Origin of the sequence: Diplocloster hominis (assembly GCF_032380655.1) — a bacterium.
Taxonomy (GTDB): Bacteria; Bacillota; Clostridia; order Lachnospirales; family Lachnospiraceae; genus Diplocloster; species Diplocloster hominis.
Genome location: NZ_JAWDIY010000007.1, coordinates 17,104 through 41,387, shown reverse-complemented (window position 1 = coordinate 41,387; position 24,284 = coordinate 17,104). Strand labels below are relative to the sequence as shown.

The window sequence follows — 24,284 nt, the reverse complement described above, 5'->3', positions numbered from 1 at the left end:
GAAATTATAGAAGAAGATATGACGAGAAAGTATCTTTGGAAATTTTGGATGACATAGACGAAAAAGTTACAAAAGAAGAAGGAAGAAGAAAGATAGTTCAAGAGCAGTAAAATAAAATGCAAGAATCAAGAATCGAAAAAGCCTCCGGTTTTAAATAAAAATATAATATAATTAAATATATAAAATAGCCGTTACAGGAAAACCTATAACGGCTATTTTAATTTATGGAGGGGCAAGGATGTTAAAGACCTATGAAATAACAAAATTTACCAGTTCATTCCTATAACTTCCCCATTCATCCTGCACCATGCAGGGAAAAGAAGGAGCAGCCCCTCTTCAGACCATCCCAGATCTGTGAAATGAAGCTCAATACACCTGGATTTTCCTATTCAATATTTTGACAAGCCCGTAACGAGTATGATAAACTAAAAACAATAGGCAAAATCGGCAGAGGTGATTCAGTTGGATAAAAACGAATACCGAATAAAAGTTGGAAAAATAAATAAATTAATAGAGTTAAAGGACTATACGTCCGCTTTGGAAATAGCAGAAACCGTAGATTGGACAAGAGTTAAGAATGCCCGCATGCTTTGTCTGGCAAGTGAGATTTACAGAAAAAACGGACAATATGAAGAAGCACGTGAGCTTCTGCTACAAGCCTATGATTATTCCCCATCCAGCCGTCGAATCGTATACCGGCTTTCCGAGCTCAGTGTTAAGCTGGGGGAGATTGATCAAGCGATCGATTATTTTCAGGAGTTTGTGCAGCTGGCGCCCAATGATACCGACCGGTTTATCTTAAAATACAGGATATATCAGGCCAGAGGGTCTGCGATTGAAGATCAGATTAAGATTCTGGAAGACTATAAACGGCATGAATACGATGAAAAATGGGTCTTTGAACTGGCAAGGCTCTATGCTTCTGCGGGAATGACACAGAAGTGTGTGGAAGAGTGTGATGAACTGATTTTATGGTTTAGCGAAGGGGAATTCGTGACAAAAGCCATGGAATTAAAGAAGATGTTCAAACCGCTGACCCCTTTGCAGCAGGAAAAATATGAAGCGGCTTTGATATCTCAAAATGCTCCGGCCCCCGTGCAGGAGCCGTCTATGGACGATCCCGGGGAAGAATTGGCCCCGGAGGAAGATATCCCGGCACAAAAGTTCCAGCTCTTGAAGAAAAAGAAAAAAGAAGCGGCTGATGAGCCAGAAATAGAACTGCCGGATCTGGCCGCTGAAGTGCAGCGTTTTAAAGCGCAGGCGGATGCGCAGAGGGTGGAACAGTTAGAAGCGTTAGTGAGATCTGAATATAGAGCTGCGGATGAAGTGACGGAAGCAGAAGAAATAACAGATACAGAAGAAGTAACAGGTAAGGAAGAAATAACTGACATAGAAGAAGTAGCGGATCAGGAAGAAATAACTGACATAGATGAAGTGGCAGATGCGGAAAACGATATATTGGAAGAGCAGTATTCTCCAGAGGAACAGCTGTCCGAAAATATCTCCCAGGGGGATACAACGGAAGTATCAGATGATTTTTCAGATACTGCATATCAAGATCAGGTTGTCAGCCATGAGAATTCTGCTGCACAGGATATTATCGCTAAGCCAGAGGGACTTCCCAGCGATCCATTTCGGACATTACCCAGGAGAAGCCGTGTGGAGATGGCCGCCAGCAAAAAACGCATGAAAAAGAAGATAGATCTGGAACCGGATTACGAATTGACCGAGCCGGTTGTTCATCATGCGTTTGATCCGTTTAAATCAGCGGATAGCGCTAAGCTGGATGAGGAAGCGCTGGAGGAAGAACTGGCCAATAACTTAAAGGAGATCATGGGTGAACGCTTTGAGAAAGCGTCCGAAGACATTGTGCTTCAGGCCCACGCGGCGATCAAAGAGTCAAAAGAGAAGATAGACCAGATGCTCAATGAGGATTATCAGGTTCAGATCCCGGATGATGTGAAGAGTCTGCTGGAAAAATATGAGCCGGATCAGGAAGAGTTCCTCCAAAGACAGAAAGCAGATGACATCGAAGATCTGGAACAGGAATTAGCGGATGCTGCGGATAGCACGGAAGATGGGAGCGCGGAACCCGGGTTTGACGTTTTGCCGGAAGAGAACGACGATGCGGCAAACGATTTGGAGGAGAAGATCGAAGACAGCATACCGGATGATATAGAGGCCCTGGTGGAGACGGAAGCGAGAGCGCAGCTGGAGATGAAACAGGTAAGAGAACCACTGGCCTTAAAACCGCTGCCAAAAGAATACCATGACATTTTTAACTATTTTATACCAGTAAGAGGTATGCGGCAGCAGCTGGAAACCGTACTGGAAAATGAGCGGAACTGCAAGAAGAGAAACGGCACCTCGATAACTGGAAATATTCTGATTACCGGTGAACATGGTACAGGCAAGACGGTTCTCGCCATCGATGTAGTGAAAGCGATCTATCAGGTCAAAAATAAGAAGGATGCCAAAGTAGGGAAGATCACGGCAAAGTCATTGAACAATAAAAAAGTGGCGGACGTGATGAAAAAAATCCGCGGCGGAGCCCTGGTCATCGAACAGGCCGGCTCCATGTCGGAGAAGACAGTCAATGACCTGGACAGGTGGATGTGTTCCATGACAGAGGAGTCTTTGATCGTGCTGGAAGACAGTAAGGAAGATCTTTATCAGTGCCTGGTGAAGAATCCGGTGTTTGCCAGAAAATTTATATCTACCATTGAAATTCCGGTATTTAATAACGATGAGCTCATAGAGTTTGCGAGACACTATGCCAATGAGATCGGTTATTCCATTGAAGAAATGGGCATTCTGGCGCTGTATAATGAGATCGGGAACCGGCAGACCGATGACCATAATGTGACCGTAGCAGAAGTGAAGGAGCTGGTGGACCGGGCCACTGACAGAGAAGCCAAATTCTCAATCGGAAAATTCCTGGCCGGAAATAAGAGATATGATGACGAGAAAAGAGTCATTCTGAAAGAAAAGCATTTCGAAGAAGAATCATAGAAGCAGCAGGAGGAAATCAATGTCAGTCTGGTATGAAGAGGCAATATTTTATCATATATACCCGTTGGGGCTGCTGGGAGCGCCCAGAGTAAATGAAGGAGGAGAAGTGGTTCACCGGATGCGTGAGCTTTCCTCCTGGATGAATCATATAAAAGAGCTTAACTGTACTGCGGTTTATATAGGTCCGCTCTTTGAAGCATCCACACACGGTTACGATACGATTGATTATAAAAAAGTGGACAGGCGTCTGGGAGACAATGACGACTTCCGCCAGTTTGTTGCAGCCTGCCATGAACTGGGAGTTAAGGTTGTGGTGGACGGTGTATTCAATCATACAGGACGGGATTTTTTTGCTTTTCAGGATATCCGTCAGAATCGTGAAAATTCCCAATACCGATATTGGTACCGCGACCTGAATTTTGGTGGGAATACACCGTATCATGACGGCTTTTCTTACGCGGCCTGGAGAGGCTGTTACGAGTTGGCCAATTTGAATCTGGACAATGAGGAAGTGCGTAATTATCTGTATGAGGTTATTCATGAATGGATCGCGGACTTTGACATTGACGGTATCCGTCTGGACTGTGCGGACTGCCTGAATTTTGATTTTATGAAAGAGATGCGCAGAAGAACCTCAGCCGAAAAAGAAGATTTTTGGCTGATGGGAGAAGTGATCCATGGGGATTACAGCCGCTGGGCGAACCCGGAAACACTGCATTCGGTGACTAATTATGAGCTCCATAAAGGGCTGTATTCCGGGCATAACGATCATAACTATTTTGAAATCGCTCATACGATCCGCCGCGAATTTGACCAGAACGGAGGGATTTACCGGAATACAAAGCTGTACTCTTTCGTGGACAATCACGATGTGGACCGCCTGGCCAGTAAGCTCACGGTAAAAGAGAATTTGAATCCTGTCTACACACTTTTATACACGCTGCCGGGTGTTCCTTCCATCTACTATGGTTCCGAATGGGGAATCGAGGGAAAAAAAGAGGGAGGGAATGATGATCCGCTCAGGCCCCGGCTGGATTTGGAGGAAATAAAGGGGAATGCTCCTGCAGACGGGCTGGAGGAATGGATCCGCACTCTTGGGCGTATGAAAAAAGAAAACCGTGCGCTCTCTTATGGGATTTATAAGGAATTGGTCTTAACGAACCGGCAGTACGCATTCGCCAGGATCTTAGATGACAAAGCCGTATTGATCGCAGTAAACAATGATGAGCAGGACGCGGAAATATCCGTACCGATTCCGATAACAGCTGCCTTTGGTATAGATGCTGTGCGGGGCGGGCAGGTATCCTTGGAAAGCGGTACATGGAAAGTGCGGCTGGAGGCAAACAGCAGTGCAGTTTTATGTATCGGGTAGGTGCCGGGGATAATACCGACAGCTGTCTTAGGCGGCTCGCCGCAGGCGGAGAGTATCGTAAGCGAAACTCTTTTCTGTGCATCACAGGAAAGGGCTGTTATATAGCCTCAAAGTATATAGATTAGAGAAAATTAATACGCAGCAGGGCCTTGTGAATACTAAAAGCCGTGCTGCGTATATTACATTCTGAAATTAATGGGTTATAAAACAGGCCGGTGATTCTGTATAAACCGGATAAGATCTACAATTCCTGTAATTCAAGCCGTCTGGCCTGATCCAGAAGAAATTTGTAGCGTTTCTGTACCGCATTCACCTCATAAATGTAACAGTCTATTAAATCAGGGTCCACTACATTTTCAAAGTTTGAATAGGCGGTATCCAATGCGTTCTTGGTTTTGTCAATATCGTACAGAAGCTGGCTTTTATCGGGCGCATCTTTTTTGAAAATGTTTTTCAATCAAATCCCTACTTTCTCTTATACTGGAAAATTACAACAGTCTCTTTTTACTAATTATAGTCAAAAATAGAAAATCTATACTTAAAAATAGCAGTGCTCGTAAAAAACCTTGCTGACTATTTTTCATGCATCGCACGTAAGTGCATTAGAATACAGGCACTAAGTGCTCATAGCGATAAAAAATCAGAATATTTCCGGGTGTTAGGTGATATATATGGAATAAGAAGATTTACAAGCCTGGTGACAAATATGGATATGATGCAGGGACTATGGTGGATTCTGGGAGCTTGTGGTGTTGTACTGGTGATCGTGATGTTCCGGAAAAACACGGAGATTTTGGTTAATTTTCTGCTGCGGATGGTTATGGGGGTTATCGGCATATATTTTGTGAATCAGTTTCTGGCGGCACAAAATATTGCGATTGCCGTGGGATTAAATCCGGCCAGCCTTTTGACAGTCGGAGGCCTCGGCATACCTGGATTTGCGTTACTTTATGGAATTATGGCAGTTCAAATTTTGTGATATTTTTACAATGGACATCACAATTGAACTGCTATATAATTCATTCAAGAAACATGTTTCGGCTGCTTCGTTCCAGAGGCAGACAAGCTTTATTATCTTTAAGGTCTGATTCGGACCGGATTTCCATTTTTTATTATTTAGACAGAAGGAGGAACGTTTTTCTTTGGATTGAAAATCTTATGGAGGGAAATTAATTGAAAAAAAGCATTTTGGCGATTTGTGATGCTGAGGAGTCTTATGTGCGCCGTCTGTCGGATGTCCTGAGTCAGAAATCCATGTTTCCGTTTCAGATCCAGGCATTTTCTGATCCGGAACAGCTGAAAGTCTTTGCGGATGATCAGGCGGTTGAGATTCTGCTGATCGGGGGAACTTCGCTGAATCCGGAAGTGGAGAGTATCCCCCAGGGCAAACTTATCCTGTTGTCGGATGGAAGCGATCCGCAGGAAAAAGAAACATATCCTGTCGTGTACAAATATCAGTCTGCCAGCAGGATCTTAAGGGAAGTGATGGCCTGCTATTCGGAGTCGGAACATGCGGTTCTGCCATCGGTAGCCAGAAAAGAACTTGAGATTATCGGAATTTATTCACCTGTCGGGAGAACTCTTAAGACAACCTTTGCGATTACTCTGGGACAGATCCTTTCGGAGGAATACCATACCCTGTATTTGAATCTGGAAGAATACTCCGGCCTCCAGGAACGTTTGGGGCTGGATTTTCAGGAAAATCTGTCTGACCTGATTTATTTTTTAAGGCAGGAGAAGCCAAATCTGATTTATCGGATAACCGGTATGATGCAGAAAATCGGATCGCTGGACTATATTCCTCCGATGCTCTCAGTGATGGATTTAAGAGAAATATCCTATCGGGAATGGGAATATCTTCTGGATGAGCTGATCCTGTACAGTGGATACGAAAAGATTGTGATTGATTTCGGGTTGAGTGTGGATAACCTCTTTCACGTATTGAACCTGTGTGGAAAGATCTATATGCCGGTCCGGGATGATCCGGTGTCTTCGTCGAAAATTGAGCAATACGAAAAACTGTTAACGCTTGCAGATCAGGGGGAATTACTGGCGAAAACTGAAAAACTGAATTTTCCTGTATTTCCGACGATCAGCAGCAGGGGATGTCCGCCGGAACAGCTGGCCCACAGTGAAATAGGGGAATATGTCCGGGAGCTTTTGAAAGAGGGGAATATATGGACACAGTGACTCTGAGAGAGCGGGTATTATCGGAGATGGACTTGTCCAGGGAATACGAAGATGAGGAGGTTCTTGATCTGATCGACAAAGTAATTGTCGCATACGGCAGAGAGTCCTATCTATCATTGTCTGCCCGGGAGGGAATCCGAAGGGAGATATTTCATACGATCCGAAAGCTGGATGTACTTCAGGAACTGGTAGACGATCCTAATGTGACGGAGATTATGGTAAATGGGACAGATTGTATTTTTGTCGAAAGAGATGGAAAAATCACGAAATGGGGAAGACAATTTGCGTCCCGTCAGAAGTTAGAGGATGTGGTGCAGCAGATTGTGGCAAAATCCAACCGGATGGTAAATGAAACGAATCCGATCGCAGACGCAAGGCTGGAAAACGGGGCCAGGGTACATGTGGTGCTGCCGCCAGTGGCGATCAACGGACCGATTTTGACGATACGGCGGTTCCCGGATAAGGCCATAACGATGAGTGATCTTATCCAATGGAGATCCATCACAAAAGAGGCTGCCGGCTTTTTGAAAAATCTGGTGGCCGCCGGCTATAACATCTTCATCAGCGGAGGAACCGGATCTGGGAAAACTACATTTCTGAATGCGCTCAGCAGTTATATCCCAGCGGATGAAAGACTGATTGTCATTGAGGACAACGCGGAATTACAGATCCAGGGAGCGGAGAACCTGGTGCGGCTGGAGGCGAGAAGCGCAAATATGGAGGGGATTCATGAAATAACGATCAGGGATCTCATCCGGGCGGCACTCCGAATGAGACCAGATGGTCGCAGAATGATATAGGGAAAATTAAAGCACAATTTTAAGCACCTCGCCATCCCAAATACACTCCTTCAGGACATTTCGTACTATCTCGTTTTTTTCATGCATTGTAAACTGTTCAAAGTTCTGGATGAAACTGCAAATTTCCTCACGTTTTTTCTGTATATCCTTTTTGGCGAAAATAGCCTTTCTTTCCTCGGCGGCAGAAAACAGAATTTGTTGTCGACATTCCTTCAATTCTTGATCTAGGTGTTCCATTTCTTCAATAATATATTTTGAAGCTGAGGACTCGCTGTTTTTTGAAAGAGCGGCTACCAGGTTCCCAATCTTATCCTGCAATATCTTCTCTCGATTTCGAAGTCTAGAAGCCGATGTTTTACTATTGCGAGTTGCATCCTGGTTTATATATTTGTCTATTGCTTTTGGGTCAGCACTGATCTGTTTGAATATTTTCAGCACTTCATTATCCAGGAGGATTGTTTTAATTTGACGACTTTCGCAATATTCAACCCCTTGACGCATTCGCCTAAGGCAGTAGTACCAGGAACTGTAAGATCCATCAACCTTTTTTTTGTAACTAACTCTCATGATCGATCCGCACTTACAACGGAGTATTCCCTTCAAAAGCTCCGGTGGATGGCTACAAGTCTTTACATAAGTATGGGAGTCTAACTGTTCCCGGATACGTAAATACATATCAGCAGTCATGATGGGCTTGTGTAGTCCGATACTAACTAACCAATCCTCCGGCGGATTTACTTTATGCTTCCCCTTTTGCTCTGTGGTTCTTCCAAAAACGATTATTCCATGTTTTCCATCCCATTTTTCCCGCGAAGAATACTGTTGTTCCATTTCACAACCCAATCCTTCAAAATAATCATATATTTCAGGTGTATTTGCCACGCACTGAGGTGCAGTCAGCAATGCATATATCTGAGTTGTAGAAAAAAACTTTCCGTTTCTGGTCTTGATTCCCGAACGCCTTAGATATCCTTCCATACCTGAAAGAGTCAGGTTTTTATTCAAGAAAATGGATACCAGATTTTCTTTATATGCAACATCCTCGGGAGCCGGCTCAAGGATTTTATGAATTTTACCATTTACTGTTACTGGTAAGAGCGTATAACCAATGGGCGGCTTTCCACCAAACCAGAAACCATGTACGGCAAGATTTCTGGAATTATCGAATGATCTGATAGAATCTTGCTTTACTTCGTACGTTGACATCATGGCCGAAATGTATGCCATTACCTCTCCGATAAGAGGCAGGGAAGAATCTATACCTTCTCTGACAGAGATTAGCTGCATATCAAAATCATCGACAACTTTTGTGTAAAACAGAGCAAAGTCTCTCATGTTTCCGCTGATCCGGTCAATTTTGTATGTGCAGATAAGATCTAATGCTTTAGCCTCGATATCGCACATCATACGTTCCCAGTCTGGCCGATCCGTATTCCGCCGGGTGAATCCTTCATCGGTGTAAACGACTATTGACTCGATCTCACCAGGGCGGGCCAGATCAAGGTACTTATGACAAGCATCAACCTGCATTTGGATGGAATCTGATGTCTCACTGTCAATAGTACGCCGGGCATATATTCCGGCTCGGAGCTTTTTTTTCTTTCTATTTCTCATGTCGCACCTCCGGTAAAAAAGAGTATAAAAAAGAAATCCTTGCAGATTTCACGGAAGTGCGATAAGATAAAAATGCGTAAAATCTATATCGCTATCCGCAAGGAGAGTGGTATAAGCCGTTCCGGGTTGCCGCCCGGGGCGGTTTTTTATTTTTTAGCCATTTCCATTAATGAATCCTGAAGGACTTTTGAAAAATTAATGTTATGGGTCTCCGCATACGTATTTAGCCAAGCTGGAATCGTAAGGTTTTTTCGAACTGCTTTGTCACCAAATTTTTCAGTATAGGCATCCATATCCAGGACAATGAGGTTTACAAAACCATCTCCATAATCAGGATCGAGTTGGACATCTTTGTAATCGCTGGGTCCTGGGAAGCTGTTTCCTTCCTCGATTTCGCCAAGGATCCAGCCGCTTGCAGCATCGACAGCCATTTCGATTGCATCCGCAATACTGTTTCCCTCAGTGACACAGCCTGGCAGATCCGGTACAACAACCGTATAGCCTGAATGTTCTTCGCATGGGTAAAAGCAAGCCGGATAAACAAATTTCATTTATATCTACCTCCTTGCGCGGGCCTTTATTTAAGGCCCGCCTGTTTTAGTATGGAGTTTACGGTTTTGATATCGAGATCTCCTGGATGTTCTGGTATCGTTACCTTGCCTGGCTTCGTCGGATGTTTATATTGGTGATGAGATCCGACTTGTTTTATGAAATACCAGCCATCCTTTTTAATTATTTTCTCCAACTCTCTAAATCTCATTACCAGTACCTCCTTACACTTTATATTATACGCATAATACGCATAAAAGTCAAGGACAAAATACGCATAATACGCATAAATTTCGAACTATTCAAAATAATCTAATCGTAATCCCGAATCCTTCGTTATTGTACCGTAGAATGTATAAGATTCATTTTCTTTAAAATCAAAGCAAAAATTTTGGTACATATAATAGATCGAAAATTCATTTCCGGATTCATCAACAACTGTTAAGATATCTGCACCTAAATCTTTTGCATAAGTTGTCGATATAACTGTGGCATTTATGTTTACATCGATACCTGAATTTAGTGGAGATGAGATCATATCGAAATCTGCAGATGTATAATTTTTTGATTCATCACGTACATTAAGTTCTTCATTATAACACATATATACAACATTGTTATTATCTATAATCTTTCTTGGCCTGAGAAAAATTGTATAGGTATCAGTTTGATAAAGGTCACTAATAGATTTACCATCATAAGAATTAATCAAACTTTGCATGTCTTCTAGGGCTTTATCTTTACTTAAATTTTTATTTGCTATACTAATAGATGCAAATAAAAAATCTTTTAATGTTTGATTATCAAAATCATCCGAAAAATTAGCCTTAAAACTTTTTATCAATGTTCCATCTTTTTTTTCATAAATCATAACTGTTTCACAATCTTTAGCGCTTTTCGTACTTTGTATTGCAAAGTTATATGAATATGAGAAAGAACTATCAGGATCTTCTTCATGTAATATTTTATGCACTGGATGCTCATAAGTTAAATTGTTTTCCTTTGCAATATTGTTATAATGAGCTACCAAATTTAGATAATATGCAGGAAATTCCTTCTTAATTTCAACCTCTTCTGCCTCCGGTGTTTCAGATTCGGTGGTCGGTGTTGACTGTGAAACATTAGATTCGTTACCACATCCGCTAAATAAAAATACAGAAATAGTTAAAAGAAATAATACATATTTTTTCATACTATTCATCCCCCTATCAAAAAAGAAATATTTATAGTTTTCCAATTACTTTTCCCATACATTTTACAGATCCACATAACTTAATATTCGGATACTTAGGATTAAGTGATATAAGCACATTTTCTCCTAATTTTTTAACGAAGCAGTCCCCATCTACAATAAATATTCCTATTTCACCAATATCGATCTCTTCTGTCATTTCTACAAGTAACATGTCACCATCATTATAAATTGGCTCCATACTATTACCATTTACTCCGATAGCATATGCTGCCTGCCGGAATTCTGGCAGATCTGGGATTTCGATATATTTAGAGGGCGGCATATCAAACACAATTTGGCCAGTTCCGGCGGACGCCAGGCGATAATAGTATGTTATTAAACGAGTATTCGGATTTTCTTGATATATGGAGTTCTCCTGTTTTTTTGGTGAAGCATCTTTTTTTAAGAGCTGAATTCGGCCAACTTCACGGTCGAGAACAAATGACATCGTTTCTTTACCATAATCATCTAGAAGACGATATTTTTCAATAATTAGTTTTTCGTTAGGAGTAAAGTCGTTTGAAGAAGCTGCTAATAAATAATTAGGCGTTATTTCTAAGACTCCACACAAAAGTTCTATTGTATCAGGATCTGGCTTATTTTTATCGTTTTCCCAATCACTGACAGAATTATGCTTTGCCTTTATTTTTTCTGCAAGTTGTTTTTGAGTAAAACCTTTAGCCTGTCGAGCTTCTCTTATTTTTTTCCCAAAAGTTAGTTCCATAAAGCACCTCCTGTAATTAGGAGTATAACACTGAATTTCGAAATTGTAAATGAATATTTCGATTAAACCGGAAAATCATATTGACATTTCGAAATAACCGGTATAGTATAAAAATAACTTCGATTGAATCGAAGTGAGAAAGGAGGTAATTAATATGGAGGTAGGTTTGAAGATTAAAAAGTATTTAGAAGAAAATGGAATTTCTCAAGTACATGTAAGTAAGGAAGCAAATATTGATCCGGTCAAATTAAATCTTGCATTGAATGGAAAAAGACGTTTAACATTCCAGGAATATGAGCTTTTGTGTGGTGTCTTGGGAGTAAATACGGACTTCTTCTTAAAGCCGAGACTACCGTCTCAACAAAATAAAAAAATAGTAAATGTATAACTTAAAGGAAAGGCCACTCGACATTTCGTAATAGATATTGACCACATAGAAAATTAATTAGTAAGGAGGCTAGTGTATGAAGATACCAGAAGAAATCAAAGTGAAGGTGACGTACACCGAGGGATTTGAAAAGCGCTTCACCGAAGCATGCCTGGAGCAGCTCCGGCAGAGAGAAGAGAATGAGAAAATTGAAAAAGCAGGTTAGAGGAGTGGATATCGCATGACTTTGCAGCAGATTACAATCGAAAACTGTATCGACTTACATAAGAGGCTGGGAAAATCTATCGTTATTAACGATGGTAAAGTTTTAGGATTTGTACAAAGCCCAGGATTCTGGGTTCCAGTGATTAGAGCCGGTGTAATAGAAGGGCAGGTGTATTGCAGTGGATAAAAAATAAAGAACTATATCAAGGGGGAAAAAGGGTACAGAAACATTAGATAAATAAGTTTCTTTTGTACTGCTGGTTCAATAGTAACAAGTCCAGTAGAGATATTAAGGAGAAAAAATTGTGAATATTCAAGAAGCGGTAAAAATGGCTATCAAAGAAAGAGCTTTGATATACAGGAAATGTGCTGGTTGGAGTAGATCGAATGGGCGGAGAAGTGCCATACTTCCTACAAATTCATATGATACGTGTATTATTAAACATTTTGTAAATGGAGAAGAACAAAGGTCATGTAGACATTGGAATCCGACGGCAGATGACCTTATGGCGGATGACTGGGAGACATTAAGAATGATATCACACAAAAAAGATATCAGTTCAGAAAAAGAGATTAGCGAATCTTGTGAACATAGAGGTGATGGATATCCGTATTCAATTATAGATAAATATTATCTACCTATAAGCGAATCGAAAAGGGAAGAAATTCAAAATGTTAAAACATTTAATTGGGCATGGATGGTATTTGTGAGTATGATCACGGCCCTGATAACAATCCTTTTATCCACAGTGTTAGTAAGGTTGTAATGATTGAAATAACTATAGGGGCTAAGATAGAACGTAACAAAAAAGATTTAAAAATTTCCCATTTAAATTGGTGAGGATGTGCCCCCAACTCAGTTAAGATAACGCCGAAACTATTTCCATGATTTAGGGCGACTTCAATGTAACCTTCTTTTTTAAGAAAGCGAGCCATTGCGAAAACCGATTCAATAGGTTCCGCGTAATTTGCTTCTAAATATGAATAGGTAAAAACACGGTCTTCAAAATCAGGGGAATTAGTTCTTAAATATTTCAAAAATTTACGGCAATGGGCATTAATCATGGTGTATCCCCTTTCATAATTAAAGTTATAGAAATTTTATTTAAAGTATAGGAGATTTAATAAGAAATGACAATAAGAAACCTGAAAAAAAGCTGTGTAAGGAGAAGAAGATGGATAAAAAAATAAGAATCTATATTGAGGGAGAAAAAGAATACAAAGAAGCATTGCAAATTATTAGAGAAGATAGCAAAGCAACGCTCGAAATAGTAAAGCAACTCAACGAGTGTTTGGATAAGCTCGTTGAGTTGCGGAACCAGTTATTCGCCTGATTCAATAGAGATAAGGAGATAAGAGATAAAGTAATGGATAAAACTAAATGGGGTATCATAATCGCCATCGTTCTGATGATAATCGCCGCCGCCGCGATCCGGGTAAATGCCGGACAAGACCATCAGCCGCCTGACACCGAGGCATTTATGTCTACGGCCTACTGCGAGACAGGGAACCCGACGGCCTCCGGAAAATGGCCACGAGAGGGCGTGACGGTGGCAGTAGATCCCGACGTAATCCCGATCGGTTCTGCGGTGATGTTGTGGGATGAGGATGGTGAGTGGATAGGGATCTATGAGGCCCAGGACACAGGGAGATTGATTAAGGGCCGGATCGTAGATCTGTACATACAGAATAGGAGTCAATGTATTGAGTACGGTCGGAAAAGAGTATACATCCGAGTGATACCAGGAGCGGTTGGTTAGGGGGATGATAGCATGACTAAGCAGGAGCTGGACGATATGATGGATGCCGAGGAAAAGCGGTTGAAATTAGGCAATGAAGAATTTAAACGGAGACACCAGGAAATCATGAGCCGGATCCGGAAAGCAGAAGAAAGAATTGGAAAGGAGTAATATGACGGCGCCTAAAATTTGCGAATATTGTGGAGCTTACCTGGATGCAGGAGAGCAATGCGATTGCCAGGATAAGAAAGAAACAGAAGAAAAACGGTATCCTCCCAAAAAGAGGATACCGTCAGATAAAAAAAGCTGACATCTGCAAATGCCAGCAGGTCCATAAAAACTATGGAAATAACCCAAAACCATAGTAACACCGTGGGCCTGAAAAGTCAAGGAAACGGGGGAATTAAGCCGCCGTTTCAAGCTTGATAAAGCTATTAAAGTTAGGACATGGAGGCACGAGGCACTATGGCAACAAAGAGAAAAACATACAGATTCAGGCATGGAGACATAGTGGATGTGGAGGAGTTCCACGACGGCAGATACGGAGGTCCCGGAAAGAAGAGAGATAAAAAAGCGAAGCCTACAGTAGAACAGATGAGGGAGGTCAACGCACAGAATAAAGCCAGGCGGTGCCGTCAGCGGATGCTGGAATATTTCTCCCCGGGTGACTGTTTTGCAACATGGACATATGAAATTCAGAACCGGCCGCCAAACATGGGAGAGGCGTTGAAAGAATTCCAAAAAGCGATGAGGTACGTAAGAAAGGAATACAAAAAGCGCGGCAGGGAGCTGTTCTGGATCCGGAACATAGAAAGAGGCACAAAGGGGGCCTGGCACATCCATCTAATCGTAAATGAGATTGGAGATACAGCCAGTATTCTACAGAGGGCATGGAAAAAGGGAGGGACCTGGTCCATAGAAATCCGGATCAGCAAATACTATGATGAAGATTTCAGCCGGCTGTCAAATTACATGACTAAGGATGAGTATAAGAAAGCGGACGGGACTCCGGGAAAACCCAGGCTGAAAGAAGCCAACTACAATACCAGCCGGAACATGCCGCTGCCAAAGCCGGATGTGGACATACTGTTCCGGTGGAAGGTGGATCCGAAACCGAAAAAGGGGTATTACATTGCCAGGATCCACGAGGGAATCAATCCAGCCACAGGGTTTAAATACAGGAGGTACACTATGATCCGGCTGAACAGGAGGGATAAATCATGTTTGAGGTACACACATACATAGGTGTCGATACCATATCCGCAAAGCCAACGCCAAAGTGGTTTGGATATGTACTGGAATGTGAGGTATCCGGAAAGACGGAAACTCGTGAGGGATTTGGCCAAATACTGGGGACCTATCACCAGGCAATACTCATGGCTATGACAGAGGCCATGGGACGGCTGAACCAGAGCTGCGAGGTGTATCTGCACACAGAGGATGAGTTTGTTCTCTTCATGATTGAGCGAAACCTGGAGACCTGGGCCGAAAATGAATTCTTGACAACAAAGGGGAAGCCGGTGGCAAACCAGGAAGAATGGATTCAGCTCTGGCAGCTGGCGCAAAAACAGCTGATTCTGACAGTACCGGGAAAACATGTATATTCCGGATGGCTGTCATCAGAAATACATAGACGAAAGGAGCAGCAGGAATGTTTGAAAAATTTGGAGAACTGAGTTCTTTTAGAGAAATAAATGAGTTAGCAGAAAATTTGTTCAACGAGGGAGATATTGATAGCCTGAAAGCGATGGCTAAGGAGAACGGCATTCAGGAAGACTTCGTGGAAATGTATGTCCAGGGAGATCTGCCGGTACTCTGTGACGCACTCACGGCGGCAGTTGGAAAGATCGAGGTAGAGGCAAAGGCGCTGAAACCAAAGGAGATCATGGAGGACTGGGTAGAATATCTGAAAGCACAATGTATGGAAGATGAGATACTGGCCTCATATGTGAGGAGGAAAGGCAGAAGCCTGAAAGACTGTATCGGGGAGCTTCTTGCCTGGTCATTTAAGAACCAGCAGGAAGTGGACAAGGACATTATCAAGGCCGCCGGAGTGTCTGCAGGGAAAGTCACTTTAGGGATACCAGGCATGGGCCGGGCAAAGAAAATCATCCGGGAGTATTACACGGGAGGTGGCAGCAGATGAAACGGACAGCGGTTTTGAAGAATACGCCGCCTTGTGCTGCACCTAAAAAGAGTAGTAATGAAGTTCTGGCAGTTAGCCAAGTAGTAGAATTTGATGGAAAAGAAATACTGAACATTGATCTATTCTACGGGGGCCAGCTGAGAGGCAGATATTTTGCTGACAAAGAAGAAAAGGTCCATGCTGCCTTTGCAGACGGGAAATGGTACACCTGCATGATAAACAATGTGGCCAGAGTATGCAAAAGCCTAGACACGATAAAAGGTGACAGCTATTACTATGGGAATGACTGGGAGTTTGCAACAAAGGAAGACGAACAGACTGCACTGGGATATCTGGGAACATGCAATGTAACGTCATTTGAAGTAAGCGCGAATCAAGTAAAATACGAAAGAGCTTACCAGAGAAAATGCCGGCGTATAGAAGAGATGATGGAGAAAATACCATGCGTTCCGAATGAAATGGAGGAATGGGTACAGCAGGATATATTTCCTGGAAATTATCTCTTTTTCAAAAAGGGAAAGGAGAGAACAGATTATCATTGTACAGCCTGTGGAGGCCACAGCTGGAAGAAAAAAGGCTGGAAACACGGAGAGATGACCACATGCCCGAAGTGTGGAGCATCCGTGAAAGCGTACAGCAGAAAGCAGGAACGGACAGCAAAAACCCCGGTGATACTCTTGCAGGCGTGCGGGGAGGAATGGGTAGAGCGGCAGTTCAGGGCGGTATGCACATGGAAAGCCGGGGAGACAAAAGAGATTCAGCTTTACGAGGAGGGACGGGCCATCATCCCTAAAGGAAAGTGTTGGGGAAAGGTATGGTACGGAACCGAGACAGATGCGGATGAGTTTGCACAGGACTGGTGGGATAAAAACAATCTCAATAAACGTTTTGTGAGTTCCTATCTCTACCCAGGTAATCTGGATGAAGTGCTGCCATATGGAAACCTGCAGAATAGTGGATTGGATCTCCTGGCCAAGCAGAGAGAAAAGCTGAATGTAAATAAATTCATTACCACATTCCATCAGCGCCCCTGGATGGAATACCTGGCAAAAGCAGGACTGGGGAAAATGGTGGCAGACATTGTGGAGAAATACGGATGGTGGGGGAATCCAGAAGCCATATGTGGACATGCAGAAAGCGTTAAAGGGCTTCTGCAGCTGGATGGGAATCGGACAAACCGGATGAAACAGATCAATGGTGGCCTGAACACTCTGGAATGGCTGCAGTATGAGGAGGAAAGAGAGCAGATGGGCCAGAAGATTAAAATTTCCCAGGAGTCTCTGGAGTACTTAAATGCAAAAGATGTGTCAAAGAGAGATTGTGAGGATATCCTCAAAGAGCTTGGAAGTGTAAACCGTATGGTGAACTATATGAAAAAGCAGCATATAAGCCATAAGACATTGGCCCAGACATGGAGAGATTATCTCCGAATGGCCAGGGATGAGGGGATGGATACCACAGACGATATTGTAAGATTACCGAAAGACCTCAAGGCAAGGCATGACCAGCTGGTGGAGCTTATAAATGCTAGACGGGATGCAGAAAGGCTGAAAAAGGAAAAGAAGAAATACCAGAAATTGGATGAAAGAATCAGAAAGAATCTGCCGGAAGTAAAGCGGTATTTCTGGGAGGATGATACCTACATGATTATTCCGGCCGGAAAATGTGAGGAACTGGTCACAGAGGGGCGCACGCTGCATCATTGTGTGGGTAGTAGTGACCAATACATGGAGAGCATGGCAAACGGGAAAAGCTGGATATTATTCTTGAGGAAAAAGGAAAACCTGCAGAAAGCATATTACACCATAGAGATTAACCTAAAAGATGATACAATTCTGCAGTATTATTCAGAATTTGACCGAAAGCCGGACCAAGCCATCATCAGCAAGGTATTAGAGAAATTTAAGAAAAATATTAAACGGCAGCAGGCTCTGGTGAGAATCCAGGTGGCCGCCATAGCGTAAAGGAGAATGAGAATGAGCAAATTAGAAAGAATTCAAGATGGTTTAAATGCCAGAGGTATCCCAGCAAAAATAGTGAACATGAGTATAGATGCAGGAACACAGCCGACAAAAAAAGAACTAGAAGAGAAAATCAAAAGAGATACGAAGGAACTGCAGATGTGGACAGCCAAGGGAGACCACATAATGGAACAAATTCTAACAAATAGGATTAGAAAAACAGAACAGGAACTGTCGAGAATGACTGAAAGCGAGGGATACTAATGGAATATACACAGATAACACTGGACGATTGGATGAGCATGAAAGAACGCCTGAAAAAAGACCTCATAGGAGTGCAGGAGAGCTTTGTCCGGATCGGATACACGCTCCGGCAGATCGAGGAGCAGGAACTCTATAAACAGGATGGATATAAAAGCATTGCAGAATTTGCCGGGGCAGAATATGGCCTAAGCCCATCCACCGTATCAAGGTTTATCAGTATCAACAAGAAATACTCCATTGATGGGTATTCCGATCAGCTCCGGCCAGAGTTTGCGCAGCTGGGCAGCAGTAAACTCTCAGAGATGTTAGCCCTGCCGGATCAGGATCTGGAGATGATTGGACCGGAGGCTACAAGGGAGGGTATCCGTGAATTGAAGCAATTCAACCGGGAGACTCCGGTAGAGGGAACTGCAGATGACATCCGGGAGTTGATTGTAAAATTCTTTGAGACGAACCAGGAGACGTTGAATGAACTGTTTTCAAGCGAGGCCTATACCACGGGAGAAGTAAAGAAGTTGGTGGAGATTGTAAATCCAAGCGGGAACAAGACTTTCAAAAAAGGCCTGTACTTCCTGATGATGTACGAGCAAGAAATTAAGATAAAGAAATTCGGAATGAGTCCACAATCCATGACGTGGGCGGAGTTCTTCTCTATCACCCGGGAGATATTTGGAGAAGCGGCAGCAGGCCATAAGACATGGAAGAACTATTTTGGGGGTGGAGAAGATGACGCAGAGGCTCCCAGAGAGAGTGATGCAGGAGATGTGGAGGAAACTCACGCCAAAGGAATTGGAGAAGAAGGCACACGTGAAAAAGCTCCGTCCGAGGAAGATCCTGGAAATCGGAGTGATAACATCGAACCAATACAATCAGATGATAGCAGATCAGAGAGAGAAAGAGATGGAAAGGAACATGATACAGCAGGGAAAGAAAGTAGCCAAAGCAGCGGGGAGGGCACTGGAGCAAGAGAAGCCGCTGAACCGGAAGAAGAGAGACACTCTGAGGAAATTGCGCCGGCGCAAAAACCGGCGGTAATCCTAGAAAAAGAGCAGGATAATGTGGCTGAACATAAGGAAATTTCCAGCGTGGATCATGCTGATCGGACCGGAGAACAGGATGCAGAGGAGGCAGCAGTTACGCAAGAGGAAGAGATAGCACCTGGATGTGAGGTTATGAACAGTCCAGAGAACATTGAAAAGCCATTCGGCAGCAGGAAAGACTTTTTAGATTCGCTCACAGCGTACGGGATGGCACAGGAGCTGGCTGATATGGCCATGAAAATAAAAACATGGAAGATGATGACCGAAACATCATTTTGGGAAGCATGGCTGAATGAGGAGGTGGATGACCGTGGCCGGACTATTGAGGAGGTTTAGAAAGAAAAAATCACTACAGGAGATTGCACAGGATGGAAACGTCCTGTACTCTCCTGGATATTTAACCTTGTGTGCCAGAAGCATAAAGAACAAGTGCAGGCATACAGAAAATGGGAATCCGTGTATATTTGCGAAAGATGGATATTGTCATGACGGGAATTGTACTATATGCCAAAATCCACCAAAATTATGGTCTGAGAGGAAATGGAATAAATGAGCATAGTGACCAAACTGGCAAAACCGATAAAAAAGAAGAAACGAAAGAGACATAAGCCGAGTATATTACATACCGAAGATGGTACCTGTTATCTGTGTATGAAACTTAATCAGGATTTTCGCAGATACCAGGTACTCCATGAGCATCATATTTTCGGGGGACCAAACAGGGCGATCTCCGAGGCGGAGGGTATGAAAGTGTTCCTCTGCCTGGAACACCATATTAGCGGGCCAGCAGCAGTCCACAACAATCATGAGAATATGTTGATATTGCAGCAGGACGCTCAGAGACTCTACGAAGTAACACACACCAGGCAGGAGTTTATGAAATTGATTGGCAGAAATTATTTAGATGATGAAAAAGAACTGGATCAGCAGCAGGAGTCTGCAGAGCCTGGTTTTAGGTACCTGGATGAATGCGATGGTTATTTGAAGGAGTGAGATAAATGAAAGGACAGTTAACACATCCAGCTACAAAAGAAATGATATTAAAACTATATTATGAATCTGAGGCAATGCCAACTAAAAAGGCAATAGCTGATGCTTTGGGAATGAATTATGGGACAGTGGTTGATATCATAAACCGCGAAAAAATCACAGAATCTTATTTGAGATTAGTAAAAGAATGGGATGAGGTGACTGATGAAATCAAAGTGTTAGCTGGCTGGATAAGGGTAAACTAATAGAATTAGGGTTTAGGCTATAAGCCGGAAATGAAAGACTGTGAAACAATATGTAAGTGACGAAACCAGAGCTTTCATGGAAGAGCAATTTGCGGAGTGTCTGAATTTTGAACAGTTGGCTGATTTATACGCTGATTTTCAGTGTATATTAAAGGAATTGTTGCTTTATGGGAGTAAGTCTTTAACGGAGAAATATTAAGATTTAAAGGAGAAATGTCATGGTAGATGCTGAGGAAACACGTCGATTGAAAGCCAAGAATCTCCGGTATAAGAAACCAATCGTAAAGGACTTAAATATCGACAAAATCAAAGATTACTTATGGGACATTCAGGGTGAATGCGAAGATGTTAGATGGTACACGGATTCGGAAGATGGAGCAGATTCCCTTATCAATGCCCTTGATGGGGATGGGGATGAAGCTTATGAATTTAAAATGGCTTTTGGGGATTTGTGTGCTGAATGCGAACAAATGAGAAGGGATTTAGAGGAGGAATGGGTTCCAGACTGTTTTGACCTCTTCTTTGTTACGATAGGTGCCGGGGAATCAGGAGGAGGTCTGTTGGGATGGGATTCATTCGAACAGGATTATTTTGGACTATCCTGTGCCGATAGTTTCGCAGAGGATGAAACGAAGAAAAAATTAAAGCAGATGACAAAAGATGAATTGATAGCGGCGGCGAGACAATGTTTCAGGGTCTATCAAGCATACGTTGGTTTGCGAAGCAGGTATGACAGTCTGAAAGCGGCGATTGATATTCTGCGGGATGAGAACACGGGGGTTCTCCAGGCAGTCAAAGAAATTGAAAAGTTGTATGAGGCAGTCAGTGCGGACAGATGGTCCAGAGAGGATTGGAGTCAAGAATCCAGAGACTGGGAACGGTATACAGATGCGTTGCCGCCGGAAGCATGGATTGCTTAACTAAACTGAAATTTTTCGAGGAAAAAATAATGTGTAAAATCAACCTTTGTGACAGCATTGGATATGCAGATGATATAAAAATTATATTTAGTGATAAATGTGTTGAGATCTTCCCTGGAAACGAGAAAAGTCTTGATTATACATTTGAGGAGGTAATACATGTGGCAAAACAAAATGGATGGAAAGACAGCACAATCTTACTAATAACGGAATCCCCGTTAAACGGAAGAATATACCAATTCGGAAATCATGGAGAATTTTGGGAAGAGCATGGTTCAACAAGAGGTTATGCTTAAACCATGTCAGGATAAAAACTAAGGTCCCGGTTTACCTGGGACCAAAAAAATCAGCCTGAACCGAACATATGTTGCGAATGAATGTTCGGACACAAAATAAAAAAATAGTGGTAGATCACCCGCCAAGATGAAAACCTACCACAAGCTACTGCTTAAGGATATTATAGCACTTTTATACTCCTTAAGCAATACATACAAAAGAGGAGAAAAAGCGCATGAATGAAAAAGAACAAATAATCAGGCAGATACTGACCGCTATGTCGATTGTACTGGAAAACCAGGATCTTAGGAAGTTGGAACAGGTGCTGATCATAACTCTGCAAGGGGTGAAGATCGAGAAGGAGTGTACAGAACTTTCTACAGTAAGTATGAGCCGAAACGAATATATCATACACGAGTTTGAGACGGACAAGAAGCTTGAGAACGTCAGGGAGAAGAGCATCAGGCAGTATGTCAATGAAACCAGGCGGATGCTGGATTACGTGCAGAAGGATTTTGATCAGGTGGAGAAATCGGATATAAAAGCGTATTTTTACATGCTAAAAGATAAGGTATCGGTTACCACACAGTCCAACAAGCGTCTGTACATATCAAGCTTTTACAATTGGGCGATCGAAAACAAGTATGCATCATTTAATCCGGTAGCATGCCTGAAAAATATCAAGCCAGAGGCAAGAAAAAAAATATATTTGTCGGAAGAGGAAAAGGAAAATATTCGGTCGGCTTGTCGGAACGAGTTGGAGAGGGCTTTACTGGAATTTCTCCTTTCGACAGGGGTTCGGGTTGGAGAGCTGATTAATCTTGATATTCTGGATGTTGATTTCAACCATAACACGGTCCAGGTCTGCGGGGAGAAGTGGCGGAAATACCGTACCGTGTTCTTAACCCCGAAAGCGCGGGTGCATCTGATCAACTACCTTAAGATTCGTAAGGACAATAATCCGGCGTTGTTCGTCCGTAATTATGATGATCCGAGCAAGTGCGGCCGGATGAGACGGGAGAACGCCGAGAAGATCACCAAAAACCTAGGAGTCCGCGCAGGGATACAGAAAAATTGTACGGTGCATATCTTCAGAAAGACGCTGGCCACAACATTGCATCGGAATGGATGCAGCCTGGAATACATCAAAGAGATCCTGGGGCACGCATCGACCCAAGTAACAGAGGCTTGCTACATTACGATCGAGCCGGAAGAGATCCAATATATGTTCAATAGATGTGTAGCATAAGCAGAAGGAGAGAGGAAATGAATAACGTGGTGATGATGACAAAAGAAGAACTAAAAAACATAGCCGAAGAGGCTGCTAAACAGGCGATAAAAGAATACAAAAAAGAAGAGGCTAAAGAAAAAAAGAAGGACAAATATCATGATACATTTGCAGTTATGAAAATATACAGAGACGTGGCTATACATATTGAGAAAAGTATATGTGAAGGAGAGCAATTAAAATTAGAGGGAATGACTGAGGCGCAAAAGCACACATATATCCAATCAATAAGAAGTAGCAAGATTAAATCAATGCTGATGACTTCACATATTGATATCATGGTGAATGAGATTTATAAAAGAAGGCAACAGGAGGGGAGGGAGGTAGAATATAAAGCATTCGAATTATATTTCTTTGAGGGAAAGACTTATGAAGTGATTGCGAAGGAGTTACAATGTGGATATTCTTCACCACGCCGGTGGGTAACCGGTATTCTACGAGAATTATCTCCTTTATTGTGGGGATATGAGGTTTTGAAGCTGTAATGATGATGTAGTAATGGCAGCAGGATCGTGACAAAAATATGAAAAAAAGATGACATTTACATAGTAAAATTTAAAAGTTATAATGGTACTATGTACAAAGTATGAGAGCGATGGGATATCCTGTCGCTCTTTTTGTTTGGGAGGAATGTCATGGAAGAAAAGTATGATTATCTAAAGGAACTAAGCATACAGAGGATATTTAAAGCTAACAGTGTTTTAATGTTTGAATCAAGGATTCCATTAAGTCCAAAGGACAGGGATTTAGAAGAAAAGCGCTTAGAAGAGAAAACAGGTCATAAGTGTGTCATAGTTGACAGCAGATTGAAACTAAAGTTCGAGATAAGCCATAAGGATGATAAGAATGGCTAAAGAATTTGCCAAAGTATTTTATAACAGTAAGCAATGGAAGCGCTGCCGGGCAGCCTACATTGCGCATCGGGTATCGATCGATGGCGGCATGTGCGAGAGCTGCCATGATGAACCTGGATACATTGTCCACCACAAGACAGAGCTGACACCGGATAACATCAATGATCCGGACATTACATTGAGCTTTCGGAATCTTAAGTATGACTGTCATGTCTGCCATCAAAAAGAGAATGCCCAGTCTAATGAGGTTCCGGGATTGGTGGAATATGACTTTGTGGATGGTGAGATTGTGCCGCGAACCGTGACTCCCCCCTGAAAAAAGCATTCATTTTTTTCGATTGGAGACCACTGTCTACCATCCAGAGAATACACGGGTTAGCATATGCGACGGTGTAGGTCCCCATGGCGCAAATCAAGAGAAAAATCACGGGTAACGGAGCGTGTCGGGTAAATACAGGTTGGAAAAGAAGGTGA

32 protein-coding genes are annotated in these 24,284 nt (G+C 42.6%); 25 read left to right on the top strand and 7 right to left on the bottom strand.

Annotated features, from left to right (window positions below):
• The first annotated feature begins 462 nt into the window (after nucleotides 1-462).
• Nucleotides 463-3,012, top strand: a complete 2,550-nt coding sequence (locus ABC831_RS08395; protein WP_343247767.1) for a tetratricopeptide repeat protein — start codon at nucleotides 463-465, stop codon at nucleotides 3,010-3,012.
• Between the two features lie 19 nt (nucleotides 3,013-3,031).
• Nucleotides 3,032-4,384 (top strand): alpha-amylase family glycosyl hydrolase, encoded by a 1,353-nt coding sequence (locus ABC831_RS08390; RefSeq protein ID WP_343247766.1) that lies wholly within the window; start codon nucleotides 3,032-3,034, stop codon nucleotides 4,382-4,384.
• A 241-nt stretch (nucleotides 4,385-4,625) separates the two neighbouring features.
• Here the strand turns inward: ABC831_RS08390 and ABC831_RS08385 are convergent, their stop codons facing one another.
• Nucleotides 4,626-4,841, bottom strand: a complete 216-nt coding sequence (locus ABC831_RS08385) for a YaaL family protein (RefSeq protein ID WP_158342088.1) — start codon at nucleotides 4,839-4,841, stop codon at nucleotides 4,626-4,628.
• A gap of 93 nt (nucleotides 4,842-4,934) precedes the next feature.
• Here ABC831_RS08385 and ABC831_RS08380 point away from each other — a divergent pair, with 93 nt between their 5' ends.
• The 3 genes from ABC831_RS08380 (at nucleotide 4,935) to ABC831_RS08370 (ending at nucleotide 7,374) form a co-directional block, all read left to right on the top strand.
• Nucleotides 4,935-5,363, top strand: coding sequence for a pro-sigmaK processing inhibitor BofA family protein (locus ABC831_RS08380; RefSeq protein WP_343247765.1), 429 nt, complete (start codon nucleotides 4,935-4,937; stop codon nucleotides 5,361-5,363).
• Nucleotides 5,364-5,557: 194 nt separating this feature from the next.
• Nucleotides 5,558-6,574, top strand: coding sequence for a P-loop NTPase family protein (locus ABC831_RS08375; RefSeq protein ID WP_343247764.1), 1,017 nt, complete (start codon nucleotides 5,558-5,560; stop codon nucleotides 6,572-6,574).
• Complete coding sequence (locus ABC831_RS08370) at nucleotides 6,562-7,374, top strand: TadA family conjugal transfer-associated ATPase (RefSeq protein WP_343247763.1); 813 nt, start codon at nucleotides 6,562-6,564, stop codon at nucleotides 7,372-7,374. The genes ABC831_RS08375 and ABC831_RS08370 overlap by 13 nt, the downstream gene beginning before the upstream one ends.
• 6 nt (nucleotides 7,375-7,380) lie before the next feature.
• Here the strand turns inward: ABC831_RS08370 and ABC831_RS08365 are convergent, their stop codons facing one another.
• The 5 genes from ABC831_RS08365 to ABC831_RS08345 all read right to left on the bottom strand — a co-directional run bounded on the left by ABC831_RS08365 (nucleotide 7,381) and on the right by ABC831_RS08345 (nucleotide 11,495).
• On the bottom strand, nucleotides 7,381-8,988 hold the full coding sequence (locus tag ABC831_RS08365; protein WP_343247762.1) for a recombinase family protein: 1,608 nt from the start codon (nucleotides 8,986-8,988) through the stop codon (nucleotides 7,381-7,383).
• A gap of 146 nt (nucleotides 8,989-9,134) precedes the next feature.
• Nucleotides 9,135-9,539 carry a type II toxin-antitoxin system HicB family antitoxin gene (locus ABC831_RS08360; RefSeq protein WP_343247761.1) on the bottom strand — a complete coding sequence of 135 codons (405 nt, stop codon included), beginning with the start codon at nucleotides 9,537-9,539 and terminating at the stop codon, nucleotides 9,135-9,137.
• A gap of 26 nt (nucleotides 9,540-9,565) precedes the next feature.
• Entirely contained in the window at nucleotides 9,566-9,748 is a 183-nt protein-coding gene (locus ABC831_RS08355) for a type II toxin-antitoxin system HicA family toxin (protein WP_343247760.1), read from the bottom strand.
• Nucleotides 9,749-9,835: 87 nt separating this feature from the next.
• Nucleotides 9,836-10,729 (bottom strand): hypothetical protein, encoded by an 894-nt coding sequence (locus ABC831_RS08350; RefSeq protein WP_343247759.1) that lies wholly within the window; start codon nucleotides 10,727-10,729, stop codon nucleotides 9,836-9,838.
• A gap of 31 nt (nucleotides 10,730-10,760) precedes the next feature.
• Entirely contained in the window at nucleotides 10,761-11,495 is a 735-nt protein-coding gene (locus tag ABC831_RS08345) for an XRE family transcriptional regulator (RefSeq protein WP_343247758.1), read from the bottom strand.
• 154 nt (nucleotides 11,496-11,649) lie between these two features.
• Here ABC831_RS08345 and ABC831_RS08340 point away from each other — a divergent pair, with 154 nt between their 5' ends.
• From ABC831_RS08340 to ABC831_RS08330, 3 genes are all read left to right on the top strand, one after another.
• Entirely contained in the window at nucleotides 11,650-11,883 is a 234-nt protein-coding gene (locus ABC831_RS08340; protein ID WP_343247757.1) for a helix-turn-helix domain-containing protein, read from the top strand.
• A gap of 76 nt (nucleotides 11,884-11,959) precedes the next feature.
• On the top strand, nucleotides 11,960-12,088 hold the full coding sequence (locus tag ABC831_RS08335) for a hypothetical protein (protein ID WP_343247756.1): 129 nt from the start codon (nucleotides 11,960-11,962) through the stop codon (nucleotides 12,086-12,088).
• Between the two features lie 304 nt (nucleotides 12,089-12,392).
• Nucleotides 12,393-12,854, top strand: a complete 462-nt coding sequence (locus ABC831_RS08330) for a Thoeris anti-defense Tad2 family protein (protein ID WP_343247755.1) — start codon at nucleotides 12,393-12,395, stop codon at nucleotides 12,852-12,854.
• Here the strand turns inward: ABC831_RS08330 and ABC831_RS08325 are convergent.
• Entirely contained in the window at nucleotides 12,805-13,152 is a 348-nt protein-coding gene (locus ABC831_RS08325; protein WP_343247754.1) for a hypothetical protein, read from the bottom strand. The genes ABC831_RS08330 and ABC831_RS08325 overlap by 50 nt on opposite strands.
• A gap of 110 nt (nucleotides 13,153-13,262) precedes the next feature.
• Between ABC831_RS08325 and ABC831_RS08320 the strand changes: the two genes are divergently transcribed.
• From ABC831_RS08320 to ABC831_RS08240, 17 genes are all read left to right on the top strand, one after another.
• Complete coding sequence (locus tag ABC831_RS08320) at nucleotides 13,263-13,421, top strand: hypothetical protein (protein WP_343247753.1); 159 nt, start codon at nucleotides 13,263-13,265, stop codon at nucleotides 13,419-13,421.
• A 33-nt stretch (nucleotides 13,422-13,454) separates the two neighbouring features.
• Nucleotides 13,455-13,847: a 3D domain-containing protein gene (locus tag ABC831_RS08315; RefSeq protein WP_343247752.1), complete on the top strand. Its 393-nt coding sequence runs from the start codon at nucleotides 13,455-13,457 to the stop codon at nucleotides 13,845-13,847.
• A 12-nt stretch (nucleotides 13,848-13,859) separates the two neighbouring features.
• Nucleotides 13,860-13,997 carry a hypothetical protein gene (locus tag ABC831_RS08310; protein WP_343247751.1) on the top strand — a complete coding sequence of 46 codons (138 nt, stop codon included), beginning with the start codon at nucleotides 13,860-13,862 and terminating at the stop codon, nucleotides 13,995-13,997.
• A gap of 294 nt (nucleotides 13,998-14,291) precedes the next feature.
• Nucleotides 14,292-15,071, top strand: a complete 780-nt coding sequence (locus ABC831_RS08305; RefSeq protein ID WP_343247750.1) for a rolling circle replication-associated protein — start codon at nucleotides 14,292-14,294, stop codon at nucleotides 15,069-15,071.
• Nucleotides 15,047-15,502 (top strand): ribonuclease H family protein, encoded by a 456-nt coding sequence (locus ABC831_RS08300; RefSeq protein ID WP_343247749.1) that lies wholly within the window; start codon nucleotides 15,047-15,049, stop codon nucleotides 15,500-15,502. Before ABC831_RS08305 ends, ABC831_RS08300 begins: the two co-directional genes overlap by 25 nt.
• A complete protein-coding gene (locus tag ABC831_RS08295; RefSeq protein WP_343247748.1) occupies nucleotides 15,478-15,972 on the top strand; it encodes a hypothetical protein in 495 nt (164 codons plus the stop codon). The genes ABC831_RS08300 and ABC831_RS08295 overlap by 25 nt, the downstream gene beginning before the upstream one ends.
• Nucleotides 15,969-17,936, top strand: coding sequence for a PcfJ domain-containing protein (locus ABC831_RS08290; RefSeq protein WP_343247747.1), 1,968 nt, complete (start codon nucleotides 15,969-15,971; stop codon nucleotides 17,934-17,936). Before ABC831_RS08295 ends, ABC831_RS08290 begins: the two co-directional genes overlap by 4 nt.
• A gap of 12 nt (nucleotides 17,937-17,948) precedes the next feature.
• Nucleotides 17,949-18,197: a hypothetical protein gene (locus ABC831_RS08285; protein WP_343247746.1), complete on the top strand. Its 249-nt coding sequence runs from the start codon at nucleotides 17,949-17,951 to the stop codon at nucleotides 18,195-18,197.
• A complete protein-coding gene (locus tag ABC831_RS08280) occupies nucleotides 18,197-19,573 on the top strand; it encodes a hypothetical protein (RefSeq protein ID WP_343247745.1) in 1,377 nt (458 codons plus the stop codon). The genes ABC831_RS08285 and ABC831_RS08280 overlap by 1 nt, the downstream gene beginning before the upstream one ends.
• A gap of 213 nt (nucleotides 19,574-19,786) precedes the next feature.
• Entirely contained in the window at nucleotides 19,787-20,230 is a 444-nt protein-coding gene (locus tag ABC831_RS08275; protein WP_343247744.1) for a hypothetical protein, read from the top strand.
• Between the two features lie 5 nt (nucleotides 20,231-20,235).
• A complete protein-coding gene (locus ABC831_RS08270) occupies nucleotides 20,236-20,472 on the top strand; it encodes a hypothetical protein (protein WP_343247743.1) in 237 nt (78 codons plus the stop codon).
• Between the two features lie 218 nt (nucleotides 20,473-20,690).
• Nucleotides 20,691-21,392 carry a hypothetical protein gene (locus ABC831_RS08265; protein WP_343247742.1) on the top strand — a complete coding sequence of 234 codons (702 nt, stop codon included), beginning with the start codon at nucleotides 20,691-20,693 and terminating at the stop codon, nucleotides 21,390-21,392.
• Nucleotides 21,380-21,688 carry a hypothetical protein gene (locus ABC831_RS08260; RefSeq protein WP_343247741.1) on the top strand — a complete coding sequence of 103 codons (309 nt, stop codon included), beginning with the start codon at nucleotides 21,380-21,382 and terminating at the stop codon, nucleotides 21,686-21,688. Before ABC831_RS08265 ends, ABC831_RS08260 begins: the two co-directional genes overlap by 13 nt.
• Before the next feature lie 215 nt (nucleotides 21,689-21,903).
• Nucleotides 21,904-22,917 (top strand): tyrosine-type recombinase/integrase, encoded by a 1,014-nt coding sequence (locus ABC831_RS08255; protein ID WP_343247740.1) that lies wholly within the window; start codon nucleotides 21,904-21,906, stop codon nucleotides 22,915-22,917.
• A gap of 17 nt (nucleotides 22,918-22,934) precedes the next feature.
• Nucleotides 22,935-23,441 carry a hypothetical protein gene (locus tag ABC831_RS08250; protein ID WP_343247739.1) on the top strand — a complete coding sequence of 169 codons (507 nt, stop codon included), beginning with the start codon at nucleotides 22,935-22,937 and terminating at the stop codon, nucleotides 23,439-23,441.
• Nucleotides 23,442-23,591: 150 nt separating this feature from the next.
• Nucleotides 23,592-23,810 (top strand): hypothetical protein, encoded by a 219-nt coding sequence (locus ABC831_RS08245; RefSeq protein ID WP_343247738.1) that lies wholly within the window; start codon nucleotides 23,592-23,594, stop codon nucleotides 23,808-23,810.
• Nucleotides 23,803-24,126: a hypothetical protein gene (locus tag ABC831_RS08240; RefSeq protein WP_343247737.1), complete on the top strand. Its 324-nt coding sequence runs from the start codon at nucleotides 23,803-23,805 to the stop codon at nucleotides 24,124-24,126. Before ABC831_RS08245 ends, ABC831_RS08240 begins: the two co-directional genes overlap by 8 nt.
• Nucleotides 24,127-24,284: the final 158 nt, after the last annotated feature.

Bases quoted from the DNA above. Each gene is read 5' to 3' on its own strand.
- ABC831_RS08370 (WP_343247763.1), top strand. From the start codon at position 6,562: ATGGACACAGTGACTCTGAGAGAGCGGGTATTATCGGAGATGGACTTG.
- ABC831_RS08305 (WP_343247750.1), top strand. From the start codon at position 14,292: ATGGCAACAAAGAGAAAAACATACAGATTCAGGCATGGAGACATAGTG.
- ABC831_RS08280 (WP_343247745.1), top strand. From the start codon at position 18,197: ATGGAATATACACAGATAACACTGGACGATTGGATGAGCATGAAAGAA.
- ABC831_RS08320 (WP_343247753.1), top strand. From the start codon at position 13,263: ATGGATAAAAAAATAAGAATCTATATTGAGGGAGAAAAAGAATACAAA.
- ABC831_RS08390 (WP_343247766.1), top strand. From the start codon at position 3,032: ATGTCAGTCTGGTATGAAGAGGCAATATTTTATCATATATACCCGTTG.
- ABC831_RS08270 (WP_343247743.1), top strand. From the start codon at position 20,236: ATGAAAGGACAGTTAACACATCCAGCTACAAAAGAAATGATATTAAAA.
- ABC831_RS08240 (WP_343247737.1), top strand. From the start codon at position 23,803: ATGGCTAAAGAATTTGCCAAAGTATTTTATAACAGTAAGCAATGGAAG.
- ABC831_RS08355 (WP_343247760.1), bottom strand. From the start codon at position 9,748: ATGAGATTTAGAGAGTTGGAGAAAATAATTAAAAAGGATGGCTGGTAT.
- ABC831_RS08360 (WP_343247761.1), bottom strand. From the start codon at position 9,539: ATGAAATTTGTTTATCCGGCTTGCTTTTACCCATGCGAAGAACATTCA.
- ABC831_RS08340 (WP_343247757.1), top strand. From the start codon at position 11,650: ATGGAGGTAGGTTTGAAGATTAAAAAGTATTTAGAAGAAAATGGAATT.
- ABC831_RS08275 (WP_343247744.1), top strand. From the start codon at position 19,787: ATGAGCATAGTGACCAAACTGGCAAAACCGATAAAAAAGAAGAAACGA.
- ABC831_RS08335 (WP_343247756.1), top strand. From the start codon at position 11,960: ATGAAGATACCAGAAGAAATCAAAGTGAAGGTGACGTACACCGAGGGA.
- ABC831_RS08260 (WP_343247741.1), top strand. From the start codon at position 21,380: ATGGATTGCTTAACTAAACTGAAATTTTTCGAGGAAAAAATAATGTGT.
- ABC831_RS08345 (WP_343247758.1), bottom strand. From the start codon at position 11,495: ATGGAACTAACTTTTGGGAAAAAAATAAGAGAAGCTCGACAGGCTAAA.
- ABC831_RS08250 (WP_343247739.1), top strand. From the start codon at position 22,935: ATGAATAACGTGGTGATGATGACAAAAGAAGAACTAAAAAACATAGCC.
- ABC831_RS08285 (WP_343247746.1), top strand. From the start codon at position 17,949: ATGAGCAAATTAGAAAGAATTCAAGATGGTTTAAATGCCAGAGGTATC.
- ABC831_RS08300 (WP_343247749.1), top strand. From the start codon at position 15,047: ATGTTTGAGGTACACACATACATAGGTGTCGATACCATATCCGCAAAG.
- ABC831_RS08310 (WP_343247751.1), top strand. From the start codon at position 13,860: ATGACTAAGCAGGAGCTGGACGATATGATGGATGCCGAGGAAAAGCGG.
- ABC831_RS08315 (WP_343247752.1), top strand. From the start codon at position 13,455: ATGGATAAAACTAAATGGGGTATCATAATCGCCATCGTTCTGATGATA.
- ABC831_RS08265 (WP_343247742.1), top strand. From the start codon at position 20,691: ATGGTAGATGCTGAGGAAACACGTCGATTGAAAGCCAAGAATCTCCGG.
- ABC831_RS08245 (WP_343247738.1), top strand. From the start codon at position 23,592: ATGGAAGAAAAGTATGATTATCTAAAGGAACTAAGCATACAGAGGATA.
- ABC831_RS08365 (WP_343247762.1), bottom strand. From the start codon at position 8,988: ATGAGAAATAGAAAGAAAAAAAAGCTCCGAGCCGGAATATATGCCCGG.
- ABC831_RS08350 (WP_343247759.1), bottom strand. From the start codon at position 10,729: ATGAAAAAATATGTATTATTTCTTTTAACTATTTCTGTATTTTTATTT.
- ABC831_RS08255 (WP_343247740.1), top strand. From the start codon at position 21,904: ATGAATGAAAAAGAACAAATAATCAGGCAGATACTGACCGCTATGTCG.
- ABC831_RS08295 (WP_343247748.1), top strand. From the start codon at position 15,478: ATGTTTGAAAAATTTGGAGAACTGAGTTCTTTTAGAGAAATAAATGAG.
- ABC831_RS08290 (WP_343247747.1), top strand. From the start codon at position 15,969: ATGAAACGGACAGCGGTTTTGAAGAATACGCCGCCTTGTGCTGCACCT.
- ABC831_RS08325 (WP_343247754.1), bottom strand. From the start codon at position 13,152: ATGATTAATGCCCATTGCCGTAAATTTTTGAAATATTTAAGAACTAAT.